Annotated in this window: 21 protein-coding genes; 6 read left to right on the forward strand and 15 right to left on the reverse strand. The window is 71.6% G+C overall.

The features are described 5' to 3' along the window. Positions 1–68 precede the first annotated feature (68 nt). Together ACFYP4_RS23185 and ACFYP4_RS23190 are read left to right on the forward strand one after the other, a co-directional pair. The gene (locus ACFYP4_RS23185) at positions 69–620 is read left to right on the forward strand and encodes a VanZ family protein (RefSeq protein WP_358854934.1); all 552 of its coding nucleotides are present in this window, start codon (positions 69–71) and stop codon (positions 618–620) included. A 90-nt stretch (positions 621–710) separates the two neighbouring features. Continuing rightward, positions 711–911 (forward strand): PspC domain-containing protein, encoded by a 201-nt coding sequence (locus tag ACFYP4_RS23190; protein ID WP_388787672.1) that lies wholly within the window; start codon positions 711–713, stop codon positions 909–911. Positions 912–1022: 111 nt separating this feature from the next. On the opposite strand, the gene ACFYP4_RS23195 is transcribed toward ACFYP4_RS23190, so the two are convergent. Both ACFYP4_RS23195 and ACFYP4_RS23200 read right to left on the reverse strand, forming a co-directional pair. Continuing rightward, positions 1023–1376: an ATP-binding protein gene (locus tag ACFYP4_RS23195; protein WP_358854936.1), complete on the reverse strand. Its 354-nt coding sequence runs from the start codon at positions 1374–1376 to the stop codon at positions 1023–1025. Positions 1377–1511: 135 nt separating this feature from the next. Further along, complete coding sequence (locus ACFYP4_RS23200) at positions 1512–2660, reverse strand: adenosine deaminase (RefSeq protein WP_358854937.1); 1149 nt, start codon at positions 2658–2660, stop codon at positions 1512–1514. 113 nt (positions 2661–2773) lie between these two features. Here ACFYP4_RS23200 and ACFYP4_RS23205 point away from each other — a divergent pair, with 113 nt between their 5' ends. Continuing rightward, positions 2774–3532: a prolyl oligopeptidase family serine peptidase gene (locus ACFYP4_RS23205; RefSeq protein WP_358854938.1), complete on the forward strand. Its 759-nt coding sequence runs from the start codon at positions 2774–2776 to the stop codon at positions 3530–3532. A gap of 78 nt (positions 3533–3610) precedes the next feature. On the opposite strand, the gene ACFYP4_RS23210 is transcribed toward ACFYP4_RS23205, so the two are convergent. Next, positions 3611–4564, reverse strand: coding sequence for a LysR substrate-binding domain-containing protein (locus ACFYP4_RS23210; RefSeq protein ID WP_358854939.1), 954 nt, complete (start codon positions 4562–4564; stop codon positions 3611–3613). A 62-nt stretch (positions 4565–4626) separates the two neighbouring features. On the opposite strand from ACFYP4_RS23210, the gene ACFYP4_RS23215 reads away from it, so the two are divergent. Both ACFYP4_RS23215 and ACFYP4_RS23220 read left to right on the forward strand, forming a co-directional pair. Then, positions 4627–5904 (forward strand): MFS transporter, encoded by a 1278-nt coding sequence (locus ACFYP4_RS23215; protein WP_388787677.1) that lies wholly within the window; start codon positions 4627–4629, stop codon positions 5902–5904. 146 nt (positions 5905–6050) lie between these two features. Beyond that, a complete protein-coding gene (locus ACFYP4_RS23220) occupies positions 6051–7058 on the forward strand; it encodes a sigma-70 family RNA polymerase sigma factor (protein WP_358854941.1) in 1008 nt (335 codons plus the stop codon). Here the strand turns inward: ACFYP4_RS23220 and ACFYP4_RS23225 are convergent. Beyond that, positions 6951–7337, reverse strand: coding sequence for an STAS domain-containing protein (locus ACFYP4_RS23225; protein WP_358854942.1), 387 nt, complete (start codon positions 7335–7337; stop codon positions 6951–6953). The two genes, ACFYP4_RS23220 and ACFYP4_RS23225, sit on opposite strands and share 108 nt — an antisense overlap. 145 nt (positions 7338–7482) lie before the next feature. On the opposite strand from ACFYP4_RS23225, the gene ACFYP4_RS23230 reads away from it, so the two are divergent. Further along, entirely contained in the window at positions 7483–8403 is a 921-nt protein-coding gene (locus tag ACFYP4_RS23230) for an AEC family transporter (RefSeq protein WP_358854943.1), read from the forward strand. A gap of 83 nt (positions 8404–8486) precedes the next feature. Here ACFYP4_RS23230 and ACFYP4_RS23235 read toward each other — a convergent pair whose 3' ends face one another. The 11 genes from ACFYP4_RS23235 to ACFYP4_RS23285 form a co-directional block, all read right to left on the reverse strand. Beyond that, on the reverse strand, positions 8487–9770 hold the full coding sequence (locus ACFYP4_RS23235; RefSeq protein ID WP_388787681.1) for a thymidine phosphorylase: 1284 nt from the start codon (positions 9768–9770) through the stop codon (positions 8487–8489). Positions 9771–9828: 58 nt separating this feature from the next. Next, positions 9829–10266, reverse strand: a complete 438-nt coding sequence (locus ACFYP4_RS23240) for a cytidine deaminase (protein ID WP_358854945.1) — start codon at positions 10264–10266, stop codon at positions 9829–9831. Beyond that, positions 10263–11528, reverse strand: coding sequence for an ABC transporter permease (locus tag ACFYP4_RS23245; RefSeq protein WP_358854946.1), 1266 nt, complete (start codon positions 11526–11528; stop codon positions 10263–10265). The genes ACFYP4_RS23240 and ACFYP4_RS23245 overlap by 4 nt, the downstream gene beginning before the upstream one ends. Next, the gene (locus ACFYP4_RS23250) at positions 11525–12655 is read right to left on the reverse strand and encodes an ABC transporter permease (protein ID WP_358854947.1); all 1131 of its coding nucleotides are present in this window, start codon (positions 12653–12655) and stop codon (positions 11525–11527) included. Before ACFYP4_RS23250 ends, ACFYP4_RS23245 begins: the two co-directional genes overlap by 4 nt. Continuing rightward, positions 12655–14223: an ABC transporter ATP-binding protein gene (locus ACFYP4_RS23255; RefSeq protein WP_358854950.1), complete on the reverse strand. Its 1569-nt coding sequence runs from the start codon at positions 14221–14223 to the stop codon at positions 12655–12657. The genes ACFYP4_RS23250 and ACFYP4_RS23255 overlap by 1 nt, the downstream gene beginning before the upstream one ends. 271 nt (positions 14224–14494) lie before the next feature. Beyond that, positions 14495–15541, reverse strand: coding sequence for a BMP family protein (locus tag ACFYP4_RS23260; RefSeq protein ID WP_388787686.1), 1047 nt, complete (start codon positions 15539–15541; stop codon positions 14495–14497). A 295-nt stretch (positions 15542–15836) separates the two neighbouring features. Further along, positions 15837–16883, reverse strand: coding sequence for a BMP family ABC transporter substrate-binding protein (locus ACFYP4_RS23265; RefSeq protein WP_358854383.1), 1047 nt, complete (start codon positions 16881–16883; stop codon positions 15837–15839). A 386-nt stretch (positions 16884–17269) separates the two neighbouring features. Beyond that, the gene (locus tag ACFYP4_RS23270; protein ID WP_358854387.1) at positions 17270–18502 is read right to left on the reverse strand and encodes an amidohydrolase; all 1233 of its coding nucleotides are present in this window, start codon (positions 18500–18502) and stop codon (positions 17270–17272) included. A 429-nt stretch (positions 18503–18931) separates the two neighbouring features. Further along, on the reverse strand, positions 18932–20050 hold the full coding sequence (locus tag ACFYP4_RS23275) for a hypothetical protein (protein WP_358854382.1): 1119 nt from the start codon (positions 20048–20050) through the stop codon (positions 18932–18934). A 46-nt stretch (positions 20051–20096) separates the two neighbouring features. After that, entirely contained in the window at positions 20097–21035 is a 939-nt protein-coding gene (locus tag ACFYP4_RS23280; protein ID WP_358854381.1) for an N-acetylneuraminate synthase family protein, read from the reverse strand. A gap of 14 nt (positions 21036–21049) precedes the next feature. Then, the gene (locus tag ACFYP4_RS23285) at positions 21050–22357 is read right to left on the reverse strand and encodes a cytidylyltransferase domain-containing protein (protein WP_388787691.1); all 1308 of its coding nucleotides are present in this window, start codon (positions 22355–22357) and stop codon (positions 21050–21052) included. Positions 22358–22386: the final 29 nt, after the last annotated feature.

Genomic DNA, 22386 nt, shown 5'->3' on the forward strand with positions numbered 1-22386 from the left:
GAAGGCGGACGGATGTGACCCCCGCCCCACCCGGAACCGATCCCACCGACCCCCGCGTCTAGGGGTGCGTGCAGCGTCAAGGTCCGAACGGCGACAGCGCCGTGATCCGCGTCCGTGCGACAGGAGGTGTCCTCCTCGTCGCCCACCTCGCGCTCGTCGCCTGGATCACGCTGCGCCCCCTGGACGTCCCATGGGTGAGCGCCGCCAATCTGCGGCCCTTCGCCGGCATCAGAGCCGACCTCGCCCTCACCCCTCAGGAAGCGGCCCGCCGCATCGGCGAGGGCCTGGCCCTGCTCGCCCCCCTGGGCGTACTCCTCCCCCTGGCCGACGGCAGACTCGCCGTCTCCCCCCTCGCCTCCCTGTTCCGTACGATGACCGCGGGCGCCCTGATCTCCCTGGCCATCGAGCTGCTCCAGACCGGCGTACCGGGCCAGGTCGTCGACATCGACTCCCTGCTGCTGAACACCGTGGGCGTCGCCCTGGCCCACCTGGCCGTCGTACCCGCGGTCCGGGCCCGCCTCCGCCGCAGGGCCGACACGCGGCGGCGCGCGAGTGTCCGCCCGGAGGAGCTGTCTCAGGGTCTGACCCCGACGATTCCCAGGGTCGGGATCGCACCGTAGAGCGATGCTTCGCCCTTTTCGTGACCGTAGCGTTGACGTCAGTGAGGCCGCCACACCGGAAGCCTCGACACGGTTCACGAAGGAGCCAGGATGAGCGCCATTGTCCGCCCCACCCAAGGCCGCATGATCGGCGGAGTGTGCGCAGCGCTGGCACGGCGCTTCGGCACCTCCGCGACGACGATGCGAGTGATCTTCCTGGTGTCCTGCCTGCTGCCGGGCCCGCAGTTCCTGCTCTACATAGCGCTGTGGTTCCTGTTCCCCTCGGAGGACAAGATCCGCACGGCGTGGTGAGGGCACGGTCGGCCCGCCCGGGCCGGCGACGGACAGGCCGCGAAACACAGGTGGGGCGCCCCCGGAAAGCCGGGCGCGCCCCATCGGCGTACGTACGGAGGAGTTGGGGCGTCAGCCCAGCGGCACGCCGTTGACGGGCAGACCGTGGGTCGGCAGTCCCTGGAGCGGCAGTCCGCCGAGCAGCCCGGCCACCGGCCCGGCCGGCCCCTCCGCGAGCAGCTGTCCGACCGCGGGCTGGGCGGCGCGCACGACCTGGCCCAGCGCGTCCTTCCCCTGGGCGAGCGTGTCGTTCCCGCCGGGCAGCGACTTGCCGACGTTCTCCGTCGGCAGCGTCTTCGTGACGTTGTCCAGCGCCGAGGAGGCGTCCGGCGCGGCCGGCGCCGCGTTCGCGGCACCGGCGCCTGCGGCGGCGAAGGCGGCGCCGAGGGCGGCGACACCGAGGGTCTTGGCAGCAGACTGCTTCATGTGGGATGCGTCCTTGAATGCGTGGCGGGGATGTGAGCGGTCCCCGACCGTAAACACGTGAGCCCGCGGGCCGCAAACATCGAAAAGCGGCCGGGTCACGCATTCCCGGCCGCTTCCCAACGATTTCCTCAGCCCTCAGTTACCCGCAGAACCGCTGGTGGAGAAGGTCTGCTGGAACAGCCATTCGGATTTCAGCTCGGCATAACCGGGCTTGATCACGTCATTGATCATGGCCAGTCGTTCATCGAAAGGAATGAATGCTGATTTCATAGCATTGACCGAGAACCACTGCATGTCGTCGAGTGAATAACCGAACGCCTCGACCAGGTGCTCGAATTCCCGGCTCATGCTGGTACCGGACATGAGGCGGTTGTCGGTGTTGACGGTCGCCCGGAAGTGGAGCCGCCGCAGCAGCCCGATGGGGTGGGCGGCGTAGGAGTCGGCGGCGCCGGTCTGGAGGTTGGAGCTGGGGCACAGCTCCAGCGGGATGCGCTTGTCCCGCACGTACGAGGCGAGACGCCCCAGCTGCACCGAGCCGTCCTCGCGGACCTCGATGTCGTCGATGATCCGCACCCCGTGACCGAGCCGGTCGGCACCGCACCACTGGAGCGCCTGCCAGATCGAGGGGAGCCCGAAGGCCTCGCCCGCGTGGATGGTGAAGTGGTTGTTCTCGCGCTTGAGGTACTCGAACGCGTCGAGGTGCCGGGTGGGCGGGAACCCGGCCTCCGCGCCGGCGATGTCGAAGCCGACGACGCCCAGGTCGCGGTACCGGTTGGCCAGTTCGGCGATCTCCAGGGCGCGGGCCGCGTGCCGCATGGCGGTGAGCAGGGCGCCCACCCGGATCCGGTGCCCGTTCTCCCGGGCCCGCTTCTCGCCCTCCCGGAAGCCCTCGTTGACGGCCTCGACGACCTCTTCGAGGGTGAGCCCTGCCTCCAGGTGCTGTTCGGGCGCGTACCGGACCTCGGCGTAGACGACACCGTCCTCGGCGAGGTCCTCGGCGCACTCGGCGGCGATCCGGACCAGCGCCTCACGGGTCTGCATGACGGCGCAGGTGTGCGCGAAGGTCTCCAGATACCGCTCCAGGGACCCGGAGTCGGCGGCCTCGCGGAACCAGGTGCCGAGTTTGCCGGGGTCGGACTCGGGGAGACCGGCGTAGCCCGTCTCCCGGGCCAGGTCGACGATGGTGCCGGGGCGCAGGCCCCCGTCGAGGTGGTCGTGCAGCAGGACCTTGGGCGCCCGGCGGATCTGCTCCGAGCTCGGGGTGTTCGGGTGCTGGCTCGTCATTTCCGCACTCTAATGCCTACGCGCGTAGATCTCTCGGCGTGACGATCCGTCGATACCCAACGGTGACCCCCTGGACGGATGGCGTACACCCTTGCTTCTGACACTGTTCTGTCATGGCACAGCAAGCGACGCCGGTTCGCAGGGCCCGGCTGGGGCGGGCGCTCGGCCCGGAACCGACGGCGGTGGGCGGGGTGGTGCTGCTGCTCCCGGGCGGCGACGAGACCTCCGGCCGGAAGCCGTCCCCCCTGGCGGCGGCGACCGTACGGGCACTGGGACGCCGCCTCACCCGGGCGGCACGCACCGAGGGCCTGGCCACGCACGTGGTGCACTACCGCTACCGCGGCTGGAACGGCACCGAGGCGCACCTGGCGCACGACGCGTCCTGGGCGGCCGACGAGGTCGTACGCCGCTACGGCGACGTCCCCGTCTGCCTCGCCGGAGTGGACATGGGCGCCCGCGCGGCGCTGCGCGCGGCCGGGCACCCGGCCGTCAACTCCGTGCTGGCGATAGCCCCTTGGCTGCCGGAGGAGGACGTGGCCGCGCCGCCCGAACCGGTGAAGCACCTGGCCGGACGACGGGTCCTGATCGTGCACGGCACGAACGACGAACGCACGGACCCGGAGCTGTCGTTCCGGCTCGCGGCGCGCGCGAAGAAGGCCCACCGCGACATCTGCCGCTTCGAGGTCCACTCGGACGGACACTCGCTGCACCAGCACCGGAACGAAGTCCGCGCGCTCGCGGAGGACTTCGTCATGGGCGCGCTGTTCGCGCGGGGCTTCTCCCGCCCGGTGCGGGACGCGTTCGCCGCGCCGCCGCCGCTGGGCCTGCGGATGCCGCTGGCCGCCGGGTTCGGCCGGTCCCTGCGCCGGTAGGCGGCCCCGGACCGGGCGTTCGCGCTCCGCCGGTGCCGCGTCCCGTACGACCACGCGGCGGCGCTGCGGGCGGGGTCGTCAGTCCGGCAGGAGGTGCCCGCGGCGGGACAGCAGGAACTTCTTGAAGGCCGCCACCGGCGGCGTGTCCGGGTGGCCGTCGAGCCAGGCGACGCCGATCTCGCGGGCCGCGCGCGGCGCGGTGACGGTCAGTTCGACAACTCCCGGGCGGGGCACGGCCGGTGGCGGCAGCAGGGCGACTCCGAGGCCCGCCGCCACCAGCCCGCGCAGCGTCTCGGCCTCCTCGCCCTCGAAGGCGATCCGCGGCCTGAACCCCGCCTGCCGGCAGAGGTCGTCGGTGATGCGGCGCAGCCCGTAGCCGGATTCGAGGGTCACGAAGGTCTCGTCGGCCGCCTCGGCGAGACGGATCCGCCTGCGGGCGGCCAGCGCGTGGTCGGCGGGCACCACGAGCCGCAGCTTCTGCTCGTCGAGGCGGCGGCTGACGAGGTCGGGCGCGTCCGGCACCGGCGACGTCAGGCACAGGTCCAGCTCACCGGAGCGCAGCCGCTCGAGCATCGCCTCGCCGTAGTTCTGGACGAGGCTGAAGCGGACGCGCGGGTGGTCGGCGCGGAAGGCGCGGATGAGGGCGGGCACCGTCTCGGAGCCCATGGTGTGCAGGAACCCGAAGGCGACCTTGCCGGTGGCGGGGTCGGCGTCGGCGCGCACCTCGTCGGCGGCGCGCTCGATCTCGGCGAGGGCGCGTTCGACGGAGCCGAGGAACGTACGGCCGGCCGGGGTGAGCGAGACCGTCCGGCCGCGGCGGGCGAACAGCTCCACCCCGAGGTCCTGTTCCAGGCGGACCATCGCCCGCGACAACGTCGACTGCGGCACCTGCATCTCCTGCGCGGCCCGCGTCACGTGCTCGGTGCGGGCGACCCCGGCGAAGTACGCGAGCCGCGGGGCGAGCACCGCCACGATGTCTTCTGTGTCACTGGACGGTGACAGGTGAGCCTCTGACCTCTGCTGATGCACCATGGGAACGATTATGCGGTTTCCGTGCATTGGACGGATGAATGCGGACTGCCTAGTTTCGGAGCATGCCTTCCGCCAGTACCGAGGCGTCCACCCCCGTGGGCGCCGTCCCGACCGTTCCCGCTCCCGACTCCCGCCTGGCCCCGGGCGGCCCCGGCTACCGCCGGATGAGCCTCGCCCTGTTCCTCGCGGGCGTGGCGACCTTCGCGCTCCTCTACTCGACGCAGGCCCTCCTCCCGCTCGTCTCCGGCGACTTCGGCGTCAGCGCGAGCGAGGCGAGCTGGACGGTGTCGGCCGCGACCGGCGCGCTGGCGCTGTTCGTGCTGCCGATGAGCGCGCTGTCGGAGCGGTTCGGGCGGCGGACGATGATGACGGCGTCCCTGGCGGTCGCCGTGTCCGTCGGTCTGCTGGTCCCCTTCGCGCCCTCGCTCGGCGCGCTGGTGGCACTGCGGGCCGTGCAGGGCGCGGCGCTGGCGGGACTGCCCGCGTCGGCGACCGCGTACCTGGCCGAGGAGGTCCGGCCCAAGGCGCTGATCACCGCGATCGGTCTGTTCGTGGCGGGCAACAGTGTCGGCGGAATGAGCGGCCGGGTCATCACCGGCTGGGTCGCGCAGGAGTGGGGCTGGCGGGTCGCCGTCGGCGTGATCGGCCTGCTCGCGGTGGCCTGCGCGGTCGCCTTCCGGCTGCTGCTCCCGGCCCCGCGGCACTTCACTCCCGGATCCCTGCGGCCCCGCGTCCTGGCCCGCACGGTCCGCGGCCACCTCGCGAACCCGCTGCTGCGCAGGCTGTACGCGATCGGCGCGCTGTTCATGACGGTCTTCGGCGGGGTCTACACGGTCATCGGCTACCGCCTCACCGAGGCGCCGTTCTCGCTCCCGCAGGGCATCGTCGGCTCGGTCTTCCTGGTGTACCTCGTCGGTACGGTCTCGGCGTCCACGGCGGGCCGGCTGGTCGCCCGGCTGGGCCGGCGCGGCTCGCTGTACCTGGCGGGCGGCACGACCGCGTCCGGTCTGCTGCTGTCCCTGGCCGGCTCCCTGCCCCTCGTCCTGCTCGGCCTGGTCCTGATCACCGCGGGCTTCTTCGCGGGCCACGCGGTCGCGTCCTCCGCGGTGAGCCACACGGCCACGCACGGCCGTGCCCAGGCCTCGGCGCTCTACCAGTCCGCGTACTACGTGGGTTCCAGCGCGGGCAGCACGCTCGGCGCCGTCGCCTTCCACGCGGGCGGCTGGGCCGGCACGGTGGGGATCGGTCTGCTCGCGGTGCTCGGCGTCGTGTCCGTCACGGTGCTCGGCTCCCACGCGGCCCGCGTCCGGGCCCGCCGCGGGCCTGCCCTGACCTGCTGAGCGTCCCCCCTGCGGACGATGCGCCCGTACCCCCCTTCCCACCTGGGACTTCCCCGCTCCGCGGGCCATTGTCAGTGGGCTGCGGTAGCTTCCGAAGTGCTGGCGCGCGAAGGTGCGACGGACGGAGCCACAGGGGTGGGTTGGCGATGAGTGAAGGTACGGCGACGACGGCGGACCTGGACGTCCGGCTGGAGAAGCACCGAGTCGAGCTCACCGGGTACTGCTACCGGATGCTCGGCTCCTCCTTCGAGGCCGAGGACGCGGTGCAGGACACGATGGTCCGCGCCTGGCGCAGCTACGACAAGTTCGAGGGCCGCTCCTCGATGCGCTCCTGGCTCTACCGGATCGCCACGAACGTCTGCCTCGACATGCTGAACGCGGGCAACCGCAGAGCCCGCCCCATGGATCTGACGGCTCCCTCCCCGCTCGCCCAGGCCGCGCTGAACCCGCGCCCGGACCACACCTGGCTGGAGCCGATGCCGGACGGGCGCGTACTGCCCGCGGTCAGCGACCCGGCCGAGGCGGCGGTCGCGAAGGAGTCGGTGCGCCTCGCCTTCATGGCCACGCTCCAGCAGCTGCCGCCCAAGCAGCGGGCCGTCCTGATCCTGCGCGAGGTCCTCGCGTGGCGGGCGAGCGAGGTCGCCGAGCTGCTCGGCACCACGGTCGCCTCGGTCAACAGCGCGCTCCAGCGGGCTCGCGCGACCCTCGCCGAGACCGCGGCCGACGGCTCCGAGGCCGCCGTCTCCGACCCCCTGGACGAGGAGCAGCAGAGACTCCTGGAGCGCTACGTCGCCGCCTTCGAGGGGTACGACATGACCGCGCTGACGGCCCTGCTGCACGAAGACGCGATCATGACGATGCCGCCGTTCGACCTGTGGCTGCGCGGCACGGACGACATCACCGGCTTCATGACGACACTGGGCGCGCCCTGCGCGGGCTCGCGTCTGGTGCCGGTCGAGGTCAACGGCCTGCCGGGCTTCGCCCAGTACAAGCCGGACCCGGAGTCGGGCGGCTTCGTGCCGTGGGCGGTGCAGGCGCTGGAGATCTCAAAGGGGCGGATCACCGGGTTCCACTGCTTCCTGGACACCGCCCGCTGGTTCCCGCTGTTCGGGCTGCCGCTCCGACTCGAAGCGGAGGCCGACCAGGTCGAGTAGCGCGCGCAGCGCCGGGTCGGCGTTCCGCAGCCGTATCCGCCCGCCGGCCCGCCGGGCGGTGAGTTCCATCCTGGCCAGGGCGTCGACGGCGGTCAGGCCCGGCGGCCCGAGACCCGCGACGTCGCAGACCACGACCCCGGTCCCGGTCGCCTCCAGCTGTGCGCGCACGCGGTCGCAGAGCCGGGGCACCTGGTCACGGGTGACCGGGCCCGGCAGCGCGATGACGGCGGGTGTCGTGGTGTCCACCTTCAGTAGACCGGCGGCGGGCACGGAACTCATCGGAGGCCGTCCCCGCCGGTGCCGCGCGCCCGCGGCAGGGATCACGTTGACCGGGGACCCGGCGGCCCCGGAGGGTGGGGCGCGTGCTCCGTGAACCGACTCCCCCTGCGATACCCGACGCCCTCTTCGCCCTGTGGGGGGTGCCGTGCGAGGGGTGCTGACGGGCTTCGGCGTCATCGCCGTCGTCATCGCGGTCGGCTATGTGATCGGCCGCCGCGGCCACCTCGGTGAGAGCGGGCGCGAGGTACTGACGAAGCTCGCCTTCCACGTGGCCTCCCCGGCGCTGCTGTTCACGACACTCGCCGGGGCCGACCTGTCGGTGGTCTTCTCCAGCCGGCTGCTGGTCACGGCGATGAGCACGGCCGTGGCCGCCGGCGTCTTCGTCGCGGTGGGTGTCGTACGGCGCTGGGGCGTCGGGCGGACGACCATCGGCGCCCTGTGCTCCAGCTACGTCAACTCGGGCAACCTCGGCATCCCGATCGCGGTGTACGTCCTCGGGGACGCGTCGCTCGTGGCGCCCGTGCTGCTGTTCCAGCTGATCGGCGTGACACCGGTCGCGCTGACGGTGCTGGACCTGGCGGGCCGGGACGCGAAGGGCCCGTGGTGGCAGCGGCTCGTCACACCGCTGCGCAACCCGGTCGCGGCGGGCTCCCTCGCCGGGGTCGCGGTGTCGGCGAGCGGACTGAGGGTGCCGGGTCCGGTCCTCGACCCGCTCACGCTGATCGGGAACATGTCGGTGCCCGCGGTGCTGCTGGCGTTCGGCATCTCGCTGTGCGGCAGCACGCTGCCCGGCCGGGGTCCCGACCGCCATCCGGTGCTGCTGTCCGTCGCCCTGAAGTCGCTGGGCCAGCCGTTGGTGGCCTGGGCGCTGGCCGCGGGGGTCTTCGGGCTCACGGGTGCGCCGCTGCTCGACGTCGTCGTCACCTCGGCGCTGCCCGCCGCGCAGAACCTCTTCACCTACGCCTCCCGCTACGGGACCGGCGAGGTGCTCGCCCGCGAGTCGATCCTGCTGTCGACGGTCCTGTCGGTGCCGGTGCTGGTGGTGGTCGCGGCGCTGCTGGGCTGACGGGTCCGCACACGGGCGAGAGGGGTGCGCAGGAGAAAGGGGCCGGTGCCCGAAGGCACCGGCCCCTTCCGGGAACGTCCGGGTCAGGCGATCCGCTCCAGCACGATCGGGGTCGGCGTGAAGTCCGTGCCCGCCGCCGCGATGTCGTACGAGCCCTCCACCGCCTCCAGGGCGTACGCGAAGCGCTCGGGCGTGTCCGTGTGCAGGGTCAGCAGCGGCTGGCCCGCCGTGACCGTCTCGCCCGGCTTGGCGTGCAGCTCGATACCGGCGGCGGCCTGGACCGGGTCCTCCTTGCGGGCGCGTCCGGCGCCCAGGCGCCAGGCGCCCACGCCGATGTCGTACGCGTCGAGGCGGGTCAGGACACCGGAGGACGGGGCCTTGACGACGTGCTGCTCGCGCGAGGTCGGCAGGGGCGCGTCCGGGTCGCCGCCCTGCGCAGCGATCATGCGGCGCCAGGCGTCCATCGCGGAGCCGTCGGCGAGCGCCTTGGCCGGGTCGGCGTCCTTCACGCCCGCCGCGTCGAGCATCTCGCGGGCCAGCGCGAGGGTGAGCTCGACGACGTCCGCGGGGCCGCCGCCGGCCAGGACCTCGACCGACTCGCGGACCTCCAGGGCGTTGCCGGCCGTCAGACCGAGCGGGGTCGACATGTCGGTCAGCAGCGCGACCGTCTTCACGCCGTGGTCGGTGCCGAGGCCGACCATCGTGGAGGCGAGTTCGCGGGCGTCCTCGATGGTCTTCATGAAGGCGCCGGTGCCGACCTTCACGTCCAGGACCAGCGAACCGGTGCCCTCGGCGATCTTCTTCGACATGATCGAGGAGGCGATCAGCGGGATGGCCTCGACGGTGCCCGTGACGTCGCGCAGGGCGTACAGCTTCTTGTCGGCGGGGGCGAGACCGTCGCCGGCCGCGCAGATGACCGAGCCCACGCCGTCCAGGACGGCCAGCATCTCCTCGTTGGAGAGCAGCGCCCGCCAGCCGGGGATCGACTCCAGCTTGTCGAGGGTGCCGCCGGTGTGGCCGAGGCCGCGCCCGGACAGCTGCGGGACCGCCGCGCCGCAGGCCGCGACCAGGGGTGCGAGCGGCAGCGTGATCTTGTCGCCGACGCCGCCGGTGGAGTGCTTGTCGGCGGTCGGGCGGGACAGCGAGGAGAAGTCCATGCGCTCGCCCGAGGCGATCATCGCGGCGGTCCAGCGGGCGATCTCGCGGCGGTTCATGCCGTTGAGCAGGATCGCCATGTTGAGGGCGGCCATCTGGTAGTCGGCGACCTCGCCGCGGGTGTACGCGTCGATGACCCAGTCGATCTGCTCGTCGCTGAACTCACCGCGGTCCCGCTTGGTGCGGATGACGGAGATGGCGTCCATGGCCATGACTTTCCTTCCGAGGAGCAGCGGCCCCTCCGGACAGTCCGGAGGGGCCGCGGAGGAGTTACTTGGTGAGGTGCTCGGGGCCGAAGGCCTGCGGGAGCATCTCGGAGAGCGGCAGGATGCCCGCCGGGGTCTCCAGCAGCAGGCCGGGCCCGCCGAACTCGAAGAGCAGCTGCCGGCAGCGCCCGCACGGCACCAGGATCTCGCCGCGCCCGTCGACGCACGTGAAGTGGGTCAGCCGGCCGCCGCCGGTGTTCTGGAGCTGCGAGACCAGACCGCACTCGGCGCACAGCCCGAGCCCGTACGAGGCGTTCTCGACGTTGCAGCCGGAGACCGTCCGCCCGTCGTCGACGAGGGCCGCGACCCCGACCGGGTAGCCCGAGTAGGGGGCGTACGCCCGGGACATGGCGTCCCGGGCGGTCTCGCGCAGGGCGTCCCAGTCGACCTCGGACCCGCCGCTCCCGGAGCCGGACCCGGGAGCGCTCTCGGCCGACGTCACTTGCCCTGCCCCTTCCGGTACGGCAGGCCGTCCGCCTTCGGCATCCGCAGCCGCTGCGCGGACAGCGACAGCACGATCAGCGTGATGACGTACGGCGTGGCGGACACGACCTGGTTCGGCACCTCGTTGGTGCCGGCGTACCAGGCGAAGACCAGGACGCCGACGAGGAAGGTGATCACGGCCGGTACGTACTGCTTGCGGACCACCAGCCAGACGGCACCGATGACCAGCAGGATCGCGCCGAGCAGCAGCAGTGCGTGGACGTTGGCGGAGCCGCCGCGCAGGTTGAGGCTGTCGGTGTAGCCGAACAGGCCCGCGCCGAGGGCGAGGCCGCCCGGCATCCAGTTGCCGAAGATCATCGCGGCGAGACCGATGTAGCCGCGGCCACTGGTCTGCCCCTCCAGGTAGAAGGGGTTGGCGACGATCGACAGGAACACGCCGCCGAGGCCGGCCAGACCGCCGGAGATGATGACGGCCAGGTACTTGTACTTGTAGACGTTGACTCCGAGCGACTCGGCCGCGACCGGGTTCTCGCCGCAGGAGCGCAGCCGCAGGCCGAACGCGGTGCGCCACAGGATCCACCAGGTGGCGGGGATCAGCGCGATGGCGAGCAGGGTCAGCCAGGAGACGTTGGTGACCAGGCCGCCGAGCAGGCCCGCGACGTCCGAGACGAAGAACCAGCCCTTGCCGTTGAGGGTGGTGAGCCAGTCGGAGAGTCCGGGCACGGTGAAGTGGCCGAGCGACTCGACCGGCGGGGACTGCTTCGCCGAACCGCCCTGGACGCCCTCGAAGGCGAGCGGGGCGAGGTAGCGGGTGGCACCGAGCGCCAGGATGTTGATGGCCACACCGGAGACGATGTGGTTGACGTTGAAGGTGATCGTCACGATCGCGTGCAGCAGACCGCCGATCGCGCCGCCGGCGATGCCGACCAGCACGCCGGTCCACGGGCCCCACTGGTAGCCGGCCCAGGCGCCGAACCAGGTGCCGAGGATCATCATGCCCTCGAGGCCGATGTTGACGACGCCCGCGCGCTCGGACCACAGACCGCCGAGACCGGCCAGGCCGATCGGCACGGCGAGCTGGAGCGCGGTGGACATCTGGCTGACGTTGGTGATGCCGTCGGCGCCGGTGATGATGCGGACGATCGAGGTCAGCGCCAGGCCGCCCGCGATGACGAGCAGCAGGACGGGGAGCGAGAGCCGGCGGCCGCCGGGTGCCGCGGGCTGCAGCGAGGGCTGGTTGACAGCGGTTGCGGTGGTCATCGGCCCGCCACCTCCTTCTCGGTGTTGTGGTCAGAGGAGGCGCCGAGGACGTGGCCCGCGGCGAGTTCCGCGCCGACGCGGCGCTGCTGGCGGCGCAGACCCCACTCGCGCACGGCCTCGTACGAGACGACGACCGCGATCACGATCAGGCCCTGCATGATGACCGCGATCTCCTTGTCGTACCCGTGGAAGTCGAGCTCGGGCGATGCCTTGTCCAGCCAGGCCCAGAGCAGGGCCGCGAAGGCGATGCCCGTCGGGCTGTTGCGGCCGAGCAGGGCGATGCCGATACCGAGGAAGCCGATGCCGGTCGGGAAGTTCAGGCTGAACGTGTGCGTGGCGCCGAGCAGGATCGGCAGGCCCGCGAGGCCCGCCATGCCGCCGGAGACCAGCATGGCGGTGAGCACCATGCGCTTGGGGTCCACGCCGCTGGCCGCGGCGGCGCTCTCCGAGGCGCCAGAGGCGCGCAGGTCGAAGCCGAAGCGGGTGCGGTTGAGGACGATCCAGTAGCCGATGCCGAGCAGCACGGCGAGGACCACCATGCCGTAGATCTCTCCGGCGTCGCCCATGCCGAATCCGGGCACCCAGCCCGACTCGTGCATCTCGCCGGTGGTGTTGTTGTTGCCGACCTTGACGCCGAAGACGTCGGGCAGCCACAGGTAGGCGATGAGGGCGGTGGCGATCGCGTTGAGCATGATCGTCGCGACGACCTCGCTGACGCCCCGGGTGACCTTGAGGACACCGGCGATGCCGGACCAGAAGGCGCCGGTGAGGATCGCGGTCAGGATCAGCAGCGGGATCTGCAGCGCGGCCGGCAGCGCGACGTGCGCGCCGACGATCGCGGCCATCATGGCGGCGAGCTGGTACTGCCCGTCCACACCGATGTTGAACAGGTTCATGCGGAAGCCGATGGCCACCGCGAGCGCCGCGATGTAGTACATCGAGGCCTGGTTGAGGATCAGGACCTGGATGTCGGAGAACGTGGCCTGCTCGAACATGAGCGTGTACGGCTCGATCGGGTTCTTCCCCGAGGCGAGCAGCACGACCGAGGTCAGCGCCACGGCCACGACGAGCGCGATGACCGGTCCGGCCACCGCGAGGAGCACGCGCTCCTTGTCGAACTTCTTCATCAGCGGGCCTCGTCTTCGGGGGCGTCTGCCTGCTCTTCGAGCTGCTCTGCGAGCTCTTCGTTCTCGAGGTGTCCGGAGGCGGCGCCGGTCATGGCCGAGCCGAGTTCCTCCGGGGTGATGGTCGCCGGGTCGGCGTCCGCGACCAGCTTGCCGTTGTAGATCACCCGGAGCGTGTCGGAGAGACCGATCAGCTCGTCCAGGTCGGCGGAGATCAGCAGGACGGCGAGGCCTTCCCTGCGGGCCGCGCGGATCTGGTCCCAGATCTGGGCCTGCGCGCCGACGTCCACGCCGCGGGTCGGGTGGGCGGCGATCAGGAAGCGCGGCTTGTGGCTCATCTCGCGGCCGACGATCAGCTTCTGCTGGTTGCCGCCGGAGAGGGAGGCCGCGGTCACGTCGATGCCGGGGGTGCGGACGTCGTACTCCTCGACGATCCGGCGGGTGTCGGCCTGGGCGCCCTTGGGGTCCAGCCAGACACCCTTCGCGTTGGGCCGCTCGGTGACGTGGCCGAGGATGCGGTTCTCCCAGAGGGGGGCCTCCAGGAGCAGGCCGTGCCGGTGGCGGTCCTCGGGGATGTAGCCGATGCCCTGCTCGCGGCGCCTGCGGGTGGCCCAGGAGGTGATCTCCTCCTCGGCCAGGGTGATGGTGCCGGAGTCGGCGCTCTTGAGGCCGATCAGCGCCTCGATGAGCTCGGTCTGGCCGTTGCCCTCGACGCCGGCGAGGCCGAGGACCTCGCCCGCGTGGATGGTGAAGCTGATGTCGTCGAGGAGCGCCTTGCCGCCGGGGGCGACCAGGCGCAGGTCCCGCACCGTCAGGACCGGCCGGTCGGTGACCGTGGACTCCGCGGTCTCCGGCGTCGGCAGTTCGCTGCCCACCATCAGTTCGGCGAGCTGGCGCGGGGTGGTCTCGGACGGGACGGCCGTCCCCACCGTCGTACCGCGGCGGATCACCGTGATGTCGTCGGCGACCGAGAGGACCTCGCCCAGCTTGTGCGAGATGAAGATGACCGACAGGCCCTCGGACTTGAGCTCGCGCAGGTTGGCGAAGAGCGCGTCGACCTCCTGCGGGACGAGCACCGCGGTGGGCTCGTCCAGGATGAGGATGCGGGCGCCTCGGTAGAGGACCTTGAGGATCTCCACGCGCTGGCGGTCGGCGACGCCGAGTTCCTCGACGAGGACGTCGGGGCGGATGCCGAGGCCGTACCGCTCGGAGAGCTCCAGGATCTTGCGGCGGGCCTTGCCGCCGATGCCGTACAGCTTCTCGCTGCCCAGGACGACGTTCTCCAGGACCGTGAGGTTGTCGGCGAGCATGAAGTGCTGGTGGACCATGCCGATGCCGCGGGCGATGGCGTCGGCGGGCGACGAGAACGTGACCTGCGTGCCGTCGACGGCGATGGTCCCCTCGTCCGGCTTCTGCATGCCGTAGAGGATCTTCATCAGCGTCGACTTGCCGGCACCGTTCTCACCGACGAGGGCGTGGACCGTGCCCTTGCGGACGTTGAGGTGGATGTCGTGGTTGGCCACGACGCCGGGAAAGCGCTTGGTGATCCCGGCGAGTTCGACAGCGGTCAGCTGACCGTTGACCGCGTCGGCCGGAGGGCTGCTGGACGCGTTGATGGCGCACTCTCCTGAGGGAAAGGGGGTCGTCTACGCGCGTAGCGCCCCTACGGCAACGAAAGGGGCGACGCGCCGCGGCGACGGGACACGGGGGCGAGGCTCCCCGTGTCCCGTCGAGCGGACGCAACCCCGCGGATACTGAGCGGCTCCGGAGAGGCGCGGGGGGCGTGGAGCACCCGCTCGCACCTCGTCCGGGGCCGCACAGCTGCTCCTGAGGTCCTGCTCGTCAGCTGGACTTGACCTTGATCTCGCCGCTGATGATCTTCTGCTCGGCCGCCTTGACGGCGTCCTGGACAGCGGTGTTGCTCTTGTACTGCGGGTTGGAGTCGGCGAGACCCACCTCACCGGACTTCAGATCGCCCCTGACGATACCGGTCTCGGGCTTGCCGTCCTCGACCGACTTCGCGAGGTTGTACACCGCCTTCGCGACGTCCTTGGTCGCGGAGGTCAGGATGGCACCCTTGTACTTGCCGAGGGCTTCCTGCTTGTACTGGTCGGAGTCGACGCCGATCGCCCACACCTTGTTGGCGGAAGCGGCCTCGATGACGCCCTGACCGGACAGGCCGGCCGCCGCGTAGACGACGTCCGCCTTCTTCTCGATCTGGCCCTCGGCGGCCGTCTTGCCCTTGTCGGGGCTGGAGAAGCCGCCCTCGTCCGCGGTCTGGGTGAGGTACTGGGACAGCACCTTGACCTTGGGGGCGGTGTCCTTGACGCCCTGCTCGAAGCCGGCCTGGAACTTGTGGATCAGCGGGATGTCCACACCGCCCACGAAGCCGACCGTGTTCGTCTTGGTGGCCTTCGCGGCGGCGACGCCCGCGAGGTAGGAGGCCTCCTGCTCGGAGAAGACCAGGTCCGCGACGTTCTTCGCCTCGATCGTGGAGTCGTCGACGATGCCGAAGGTGGTGTCGGGGTACTTGGCCGCGGCCTCCTCGACGGCGGGCGCGTAGGCGTAGCCGATGCCTATGACCGGGTTGTAGCCCTGCTTGGCCAGCGAGACCAGGCGCTGGGTCTTGTCCGCGTCCGTCTCGCCGTCGGTGGGCTCGAGGTCCGCGGTCTTGTAGCCGAACTCGCTCTGCGCCTTCTTGAGGCCGGCGAACGCGGCGTCGTTGAAGGACTGGTCGCCCTTGCCGCCGACGTCGTAGGCGATGGCGAGGCCCTTGTCACCCTTCGACTCCGACGAGCCGGAGGTCGAGGTGCCTCCGCACGCGGAGAGGGCGAGGGCGAGAGAGGCGGTCGCAGCGCCTGCGAGCGCGATGCGGGGAACCCGGCGCATGTGTTGTGCTCCTGTCTTACAGCGCCTGGCGGATCGTCTTCGGCGCTGGCTTCGCCGCAGATTAACGCGCGTAGACCTTCTAGAAAACCCCTTCTGTCCACCTTGTTATGCGGCTGTGCCCGATGCCACCTGTTTCACCGCCCGGAGCCTTGCCGACCGCAAAGGGACGGTGGCGGTGGGTGACCTGCCGGGCGGCATACGGAAGCGGGCGGGCACCCAGGGTGCCCGCCCGCTCCGTACCGCTTCGGTGGTGTTCGCCCGTTCGGGCGACGACGGGCCGGAGCCCGTCACCCGACTACTCGGACTTGACCTTGATGGTGCCCGCGGTGATGCCTTCCTTGGCCTTGGCCACGGCGTCGGTGAGGCCGGGGACCTCGGCCATCTTCGGGTTGCTGTCGGCGAGACCGACGCCGTCGACCTTGAGGTCGAACGTCTGCGTGCCGGTCAGCGGCTTGTCGTCGTGGACCGACTTGGCCAGCGCGTACACCGAACCGCCGACGTCCTTGAGCGCGGAGGTCAGGATGTAGTCCTTGTAGGCGGCCAGCGGCTTCTGCTTGTACTGGTCGGAGTCGACGCCGATCGCCCAGACCTTGTTCTTCGCGGCGGCCTCGATCACGCCCTGGCCGGACAGACCGGCCGCGGCGTAGAGGACGTCGGCCTTCTTCTCGATCTGGCCCTCGGCTGCGGCCTTGCCCTTGTCGGGGCTGGAGAAGCCACCCTCCTCCGCGGTCTGGGTGAGGTACTGGGACAGCACCTTGACCTTCGGGTTGGTGTCCTGGACGCCCTGCTTGTAACCCGCCTCGAACTTGTGGATCAGCGGGACGTCCACGCCGCCCACGAAGCCGACCGTGTTCGTCTTGGTGGCCTTCGCGGCGGCGACACCGGCGAGGTAGGAGGCCTCCTGCTCGGCGAAGACGAGGGACGCCACGTTCTTGCCCTCGACCACGGAGTCCACGATGCCGAAGCTGGTCTTCGGGTACTTCGCCGCGACCTTCTCCATCGCGGGGCCGTAGGCGAAGCCGACGCCGATGACGGGGTTGTAGCCCTGCTTGGCCAGCGAGGCGAGGCGCTGCTCCTTGTCGGCGTCCGTCTCACCGTCGGTGGGCTCGATGTCCGCCGTCTTGTAGCCGAACTCCTTCCGCGCCTTCTCCAGGCCCGCGAACGCGGCGTCGTTGAAGGACTGGTCGCCCTTGCCGCCGACGTCGTACGCGATGGCGAGACCCTTGTCCCCCTTGCTCTCGCCGCTGTCACCCTCGTCACTGGTACCGCCGCAGGCCGTGGCCGCGAGTGCGAGCGACGCGACCCCCACCGCGACACGGGTCAGGCTGGAAATACGACGCATCCGAAGTTCCCCTTCTCCAAAGCCCCGCAGTGGGTGCTGAGTTCGGCGCACATTAACGCGCGTAGACCGTGGAGGGAACGGGGTTCCCCCGGCCGTTACCCATTCGTGCCGATGGCCGGTTACGTCCGGGTGAACCATGGGCGCGAATGGTGCGCTTCCTGGATGCAACGCCGCTCGCGGCCGCCACGCTCTGCGTGCGGGGGTGAAGTCTGCGTGACGGCGCGAGTGGCTGTTTCCAGCCGTGCTCAAAGTACTGCGGGAGGGCGGGCGACGCGACCGGGGTGGGCCACGCGTGTCGCGGGAGGATTCGGCCCGCCGCTCACCGGCGGGCGTCGGTCGCCGGCCGGCGTCGCTCACCGGGCCGGCGTCCGTCACCGGCCCGGCGCTCACGCCTTCGCGTCGAGCAGCGCGGCGGCCGTGAAGAGCTCCACGCCCACCTTGATCGCCGATTCGTCCGCGTCGAAGTCGCCCTGATGCAGGTCACGGCCGCCGCGCTCGCCGGGCGTGCGCACCCCGAGGCGGGCCATGGCGCCCGGCACCTGCTCCAGGTACCAGGAGAAGTCCTCGCCGCCCAGGCTCTGCGTGGTGTCCTCGACGGAGTGCGGTCCGAGCCGGGCGGTCATGGCGTCCCGCAGCAGGTCGGCGACGATCGGGTCGTTGACGACCGGGGGGACGCCGCGGACGTAGTTGATCTCGGACTTCGCCCGGTGCAGGGTGGCGATCTCGTCGATCGCCGCGTGCAGCAGGTCGGGGGCCTGCCGCCAGGCCTCGAGGTCCAGGCAGCGCACCGTCCCGGACAGCTCGGCGTGCTGCGGGATCACGTTGCACGCGTGGCCGGACTCGATACGTCCCCAGGTCACGGAGAGTCCGCTGCGCGCGTCGATGCGGCGGGCGACCACCGCCGGGACGTCGGTGGCGACGCGGGCGACGGCGGTCACGAGGTCCGTGGTGAGGTGGGGGCGCGCGGTGTGCCCGCCGGCGCCGTCCAGCGCCACTTCGAGCCGGTCGCACGCGGACGTGATGGGACCGTGCCGCAGGCCGATGCGCCCCGCGTCCACCTTCGGGTCGCAGTGCACGGCGATGATCCGTCCGACGCCCTCCAGGGCCCCGGACTCGATGGCGTCGAGCGCGCCGCCGGGCAGGACCTCCTCGGCGGGCTGGAAGATCAGCCGCACGGGGCAGGGCAGCCGCCCGGTGCGGTGCAGCTCGGCGAGGACCAGGCCGGCGCCGAGCACGACGGTGGTGTGCACGTCGTGGCCGCAGGCGTGGGCGCGGTCCGGGACGGTCGACCGGTAGGCGCAGTCGGCCTTGGTGTCCGGGATGGGCAGCGCGTCGAGGTCGGCGCGCAGGGCGAGCATGGGGCGGGCGTCGTGCCGTCCGCCCTCCCCGAGACCGATGTCGCAGACGAGTCCCGTGCCGCCGCTGAGGACGCGCGGCTCGAGACCGGCCCGCTCCAGGCGGGCCTTGACCGCCGCGGTCGTACGGAACTCCTGGTTGCCGAGCTCCGGGTGCATGTGCAGGTCGCGGCGGAAGGCCACGAGCTCGGCGCGCAGTGCCTCGGGCAGCGCGCCGGGAAGCACTGCTTCCCCGGGCTTGTCGGCCTCGGACTCTCGGGACATCAGTTGGTTCACCCTCTGAAGGGTAGGGCGATCGGGCGGCCAGCCGACCCACGATCAACAAAACTTCAACCCGTTAGGGGAAGAAAACCTGGCCGCCCGGCGCATAGGTATTGGCCGGGGTGGGTAAACTCGCCCGGCTTTCCGGGCGGCTGGATCTTGAACCAGGCCCTCTGATCAGGCCCTTCGGTCTCCATCGACCTCGCCGCCGGGTCGGGCGGCCGGTTCTCGAACCGCTCCGCGGGCACTTGACCCGCGGAGTCCCACTCAGGGAACAACGCCCGGGGTGTCCGAGCCCATTCCCGTACTCCACGGTGCCACACTTCGCGCGCACCCCTCCCCGGCCTCCAGCGACGACCGAGTCACACTCCAGATCCGCGACCGGAACCGGACAGAGCGTGAAGACGGGCGGCCACTCCCGCGACTGCCGGCCTACGCCGGGCTCGGGTGGGCCGTCGCGGAGAGGCGGTGGACGTCCTTGGCCGTGCCGGTCACCCCGGACAGGAAGCCCTGGGCCCGGGGGGAGGCGTTCTCGGTGAGCCAGGTGGGGTCGATGTCACAGACGGCGACACGGACCTCGGTGCCGGCCAGGGCCAGCGGCAGCGTGTGGACCACGGTCGAGGGGAAGCTCAGGATGGTGCGCCCGATGGGGCCCCGGCGGGCGATCAGTTCGAGCGGGAGGTCGGGCCGGACGATCTCCAGGCCCGTCTCGGCGGCGAGGCGGCGGAGCTTCTCGGGGCTCTCGCGCCGGTGGGCGAAGTAGCGCGTCGCGCCGTGCGCCTTGGTGAGGGAGCGGACCGCGCCGAGGTAGCGGTCCGGGTCGACCACGCCGGTCTCCACGAGGGAGGTGCCCACCAGGTCGGCACTCCTGGTGATGCGCGGCGGGCCGAAGCGCGCCCGGGTCCAGGCGAAGTCGTTGTCCGTGACGCGGACACCGTCGGGCGCCGATTCGATCGGCATGGAGGAGAAGACCTCGACCGAGCGGTGGCCGGTGGGGGTCAGCCGGCGGCGGGCGGAGGCGGACACCGGGGCGAACAGCACGTCGCGCGGGCCGGGCCGGCCGCCCCGCCGGTGCCAGCGCACCAGGCGCTCCCCGCGGCCGAGCTGGGCGACGAACTCCATCGTCGCCGTGCCGTCGTCCACGACCACCAGGTCGCGGGCGCGGGTAATGGTCAGCAGCAGCTGCACGTAACGGGAGAAGGGGTCTCCCATGACTATCCGGCGGGCCCTGCGGAGCAGCGGGACGAGGCCGCCGATCGTGTGGAAGGGGGCCGTCGTGCCGCCCCGCGCCTCCTCCCACCGGACCTCGTAGCCCTCGTCGCGGGCCAGTTCCGCCATGCGGCGCAGCTGTCCCCGGGTCATCGGGTCGGTCGGGGACAGGACGACGAGCGTGAGCCCCGCGCCGGGTGCCGGAGCAGTGCCCTCCCGCGTGCGCAGGCCCTGGGTGTGGGCCCACTCCAGCACGTTGAGGAGTTGCACCGGGCTCTCGACGAACGCGAGGGTGTCCGGCTTCTTCGGGCGGGTGCCGGCAAGACCGGCGCGGGGGCTCATCGACGTACGACCGTCGCTTCCGTGAGGGTGGAAGTGGGGAGAGGGATCAGACCGTGACCGGCTCGCCCGCCGCCGCGGCGATCTCCGCCTCCGCGACGACGCCCGAGACCCGGCGCAGCTTCTTCATCGGGCCGAGCTCGGACTCGTACACCTTCTTGACGCCGTCGCCGAGGGAGGCCTCGATGGTGCGGATGTCGCGGACGAGGCGGGTCAGGCCCTGCGGCTCGACGGAGGCCGCCTGGTCGGAGCCCCACATGGCGCGGTCGAGGGTGATGTGGCGCTCGACGAAGGTGGCGCCGAGGGCGACCGCGGCGAGCGTGGTCTGCAGGCCCGTCTCGTGGCCGGAGTAGCCGATCGGCACGTTCGGGTACTCGGCCTGGAGGGTGTTGATGACGCGGAGGTTGAGCTCCTCGGCCTTGGCCGGGTACGTCGACGTGGCGTGGCAGAGCAGGATGTTGTCGCTGCCGAGGACCTCGACGGCGTGCCGGATCTGCTTCGGGGTCGACATGCCGGTGGAGAGGATGACCGTGCGGCCGGTGGCGCGCAGGGCGCGCAGCAGCTCGTCGTCCGTCAGCGACGCGGAGGCGACCTTGTGGGCGGGCACGTCGAACTTCTCCAGGAAGGCGACGGCCTCGGTGTCCCACGGGGAGGCGAACCAGTCGATGCCGCGCTTCCTGCAGTGCTCGTCGATCTGGCGGTACTCGTCCTCGCCGAACTCCACGCGGTGGCGGTAGTCGATGTAGGTCATGCGGCCCCAGGGGGTGTCGCGCTCGATGTCCCACTGGTCGCGCGGGGTGCAGATCTCCGGGGTGCGCTTCTGGAACTTGACGGCGTCACAGCCGGCCTCGGCGGCCACGTCGATCAGCTTGAAGGCGTTGTCCAGGTCACCGTTGTGGTTGATGCCGATCTCGCCGGTGATGTAGACGGGGTGGCCGGGGCCGGCGGTCTTCGAACCGAAGGTGCGGAGGCGGGAGTTGGAGCTCATGGTGGAGACGTTCCTTACTTGTCGAGGGAGTCGAGAGAAGGGCCGAGGATCCAGCTGGCGATCTCTCGGATCGCGCCGTCGCCACCGGGGACGGTGGTGACCGCGCGTGCGGCGCCGCGCACGACGTCGTGGGCGCTCGCGACCGCCACGGGCCAGCCGACGAGGGCGAAGCACGGGAGGTCGTTGACGTCGTTGCCGACGTAGAGCACGCGCTCCGGCGCGATGCCCTGCTCCTCGCACCACTGCTTCAGTGCGAGGTCTTTCCGGTCGATGCCGTGCAGGACCGGGATCTTGAGCTTCCTGGCCCGGGCGGCGACGACCGGGTTCTGTTCCGTGGACAGGATCAGCATCGACAGGCCGCTGCGGCGCAGGGCTGCGACACCGAGGCCGTCCCCGCGGTGCACGGAGACGAACTCCCGTCCGTCGGAGTCGATCAGCACCCGGTCGTCGGTCTGGGTGCCGTCGAAGTCGAGGACGACCGCGTCGATGTCGGAGGCGGTCGGGAGGGCGCCGGGCCGGCCCGTGTCGAAGAGCGGGGCCAGGGCCCGGGCGCGGGCGAGGTCGTGCGGGTCGTCGATCTCCAGCACCCGGGCGGGGTCGGTGCGGACGAGTTCCGTACGGCCGAAGAAGCGGTGTCCGGCGGTGCGGAAGCCGGCCGCGTCCATGCCGTAGACGGCGCCGGTCTCCAGGAGGTCCTGGGGGCGGTCCTGGCGGCGCGGGCGGAAGGACTTGTCGTGGTTGATGCCGTAGCCGCCGCTGGTGGCGGTGCCGGCGAGCAGGGTGTCCGTACCGCCCGCGGCAGCGGTGCGCCCGGGGCCGGCCGGGGCCTGGGCGGCGGGCTCGTCGTCGCCGTCGCGCCACACGAAGCCGTGGAAGGGGGCCACGGTCAGCGCCGTGTCCGCGCCCTTCTCGACGACCGCGCGGACGACTCCGTCGATGTCCTCGCGGACGATGAACGGGCTGGTGCACTGGACGAGCAGGACGACGTCGACCGTGCTGCCGTGCAGCGCCTCGTGGGCTTCCATGGCGTGCAGGACGGCGGCCTCGGAGGTCGCGGTGTCGCCGGCGATGGCGGCGGGCCGCAGGACGACCTCGGCGCCGGCCGAGCGGGCGGCCGCGGCGATCGCGGTGTCGTCGGTGGAGACCACGACGTCGGTGACGAGCCGGGCCGAGCGGCATGCGCGCACGGCACGCGCCACCAGCGGCACGCCGCCGACCGGGGCGAGGTTCTTCGCGGGGACTCCCTTGGAGCCGCCGCGCGCGGGGATCACCGCGAGCACGCGGCGCGGGGGCGCCGGTTGGCCCGCTTCCGGGTGGGACATCAGCTGTACTCCTTGGGAGGGGACGGGGG

Origin of the sequence: Streptomyces sp. NPDC005551 (assembly GCF_042871785.1) — a bacterium.
GTDB lineage: Bacteria > Actinomycetota > Actinomycetes > Streptomycetales > Streptomycetaceae > Streptomyces.

Excerpts from the sequence above, each read along its gene's own strand:
- ACFYP4_RS23190 (WP_388787672.1), top strand. The coding sequence starts at position 711 with ATGAGCGCCATTGTCCGCCCCACCCAAGGCCGCATGATCGGCGGAGTG.
- ACFYP4_RS23195 (WP_358854936.1), bottom strand. The coding sequence starts at position 1,376 with ATGAAGCAGTCTGCTGCCAAGACCCTCGGTGTCGCCGCCCTCGGCGCC.
- ACFYP4_RS23200 (WP_358854937.1), bottom strand. The coding sequence starts at position 2,660 with ATGACGAGCCAGCACCCGAACACCCCGAGCTCGGAGCAGATCCGCCGG.
- ACFYP4_RS23205 (WP_358854938.1), top strand. The coding sequence starts at position 2,774 with ATGGCACAGCAAGCGACGCCGGTTCGCAGGGCCCGGCTGGGGCGGGCG.
- ACFYP4_RS23210 (WP_358854939.1), bottom strand. The coding sequence starts at position 4,564 with ATGGTGCATCAGCAGAGGTCAGAGGCTCACCTGTCACCGTCCAGTGAC.
- ACFYP4_RS23215 (WP_388787677.1), top strand. The coding sequence starts at position 4,627 with ATGCCTTCCGCCAGTACCGAGGCGTCCACCCCCGTGGGCGCCGTCCCG.
- ACFYP4_RS23220 (WP_358854941.1), top strand. The coding sequence starts at position 6,051 with ATGAGTGAAGGTACGGCGACGACGGCGGACCTGGACGTCCGGCTGGAG.
- ACFYP4_RS23225 (WP_358854942.1), bottom strand. The coding sequence starts at position 7,337 with ATGAGTTCCGTGCCCGCCGCCGGTCTACTGAAGGTGGACACCACGACA.
- ACFYP4_RS23235 (WP_388787681.1), bottom strand. The coding sequence starts at position 9,770 with ATGGCCATGGACGCCATCTCCGTCATCCGCACCAAGCGGGACCGCGGT.
- ACFYP4_RS23245 (WP_358854946.1), bottom strand. The coding sequence starts at position 11,528 with ATGACCACCGCAACCGCTGTCAACCAGCCCTCGCTGCAGCCCGCGGCA.
- ACFYP4_RS23250 (WP_358854947.1), bottom strand. The coding sequence starts at position 12,655 with ATGAAGAAGTTCGACAAGGAGCGCGTGCTCCTCGCGGTGGCCGGACCG.
- ACFYP4_RS23260 (WP_388787686.1), bottom strand. The coding sequence starts at position 15,541 with ATGCGCCGGGTTCCCCGCATCGCGCTCGCAGGCGCTGCGACCGCCTCT.
- ACFYP4_RS23265 (WP_358854383.1), bottom strand. The coding sequence starts at position 16,883 with ATGCGTCGTATTTCCAGCCTGACCCGTGTCGCGGTGGGGGTCGCGTCG.
- ACFYP4_RS23270 (WP_358854387.1), bottom strand. The coding sequence starts at position 18,502 with ATGTCCCGAGAGTCCGAGGCCGACAAGCCCGGGGAAGCAGTGCTTCCC.
- ACFYP4_RS23275 (WP_358854382.1), bottom strand. The coding sequence starts at position 20,050 with ATGAGCCCCCGCGCCGGTCTTGCCGGCACCCGCCCGAAGAAGCCGGAC.
- ACFYP4_RS23280 (WP_358854381.1), bottom strand. The coding sequence starts at position 21,035 with ATGAGCTCCAACTCCCGCCTCCGCACCTTCGGTTCGAAGACCGCCGGC.
- ACFYP4_RS23285 (WP_388787691.1), bottom strand. The coding sequence starts at position 22,357 with ATGTCCCACCCGGAAGCGGGCCAACCGGCGCCCCCGCGCCGCGTGCTC.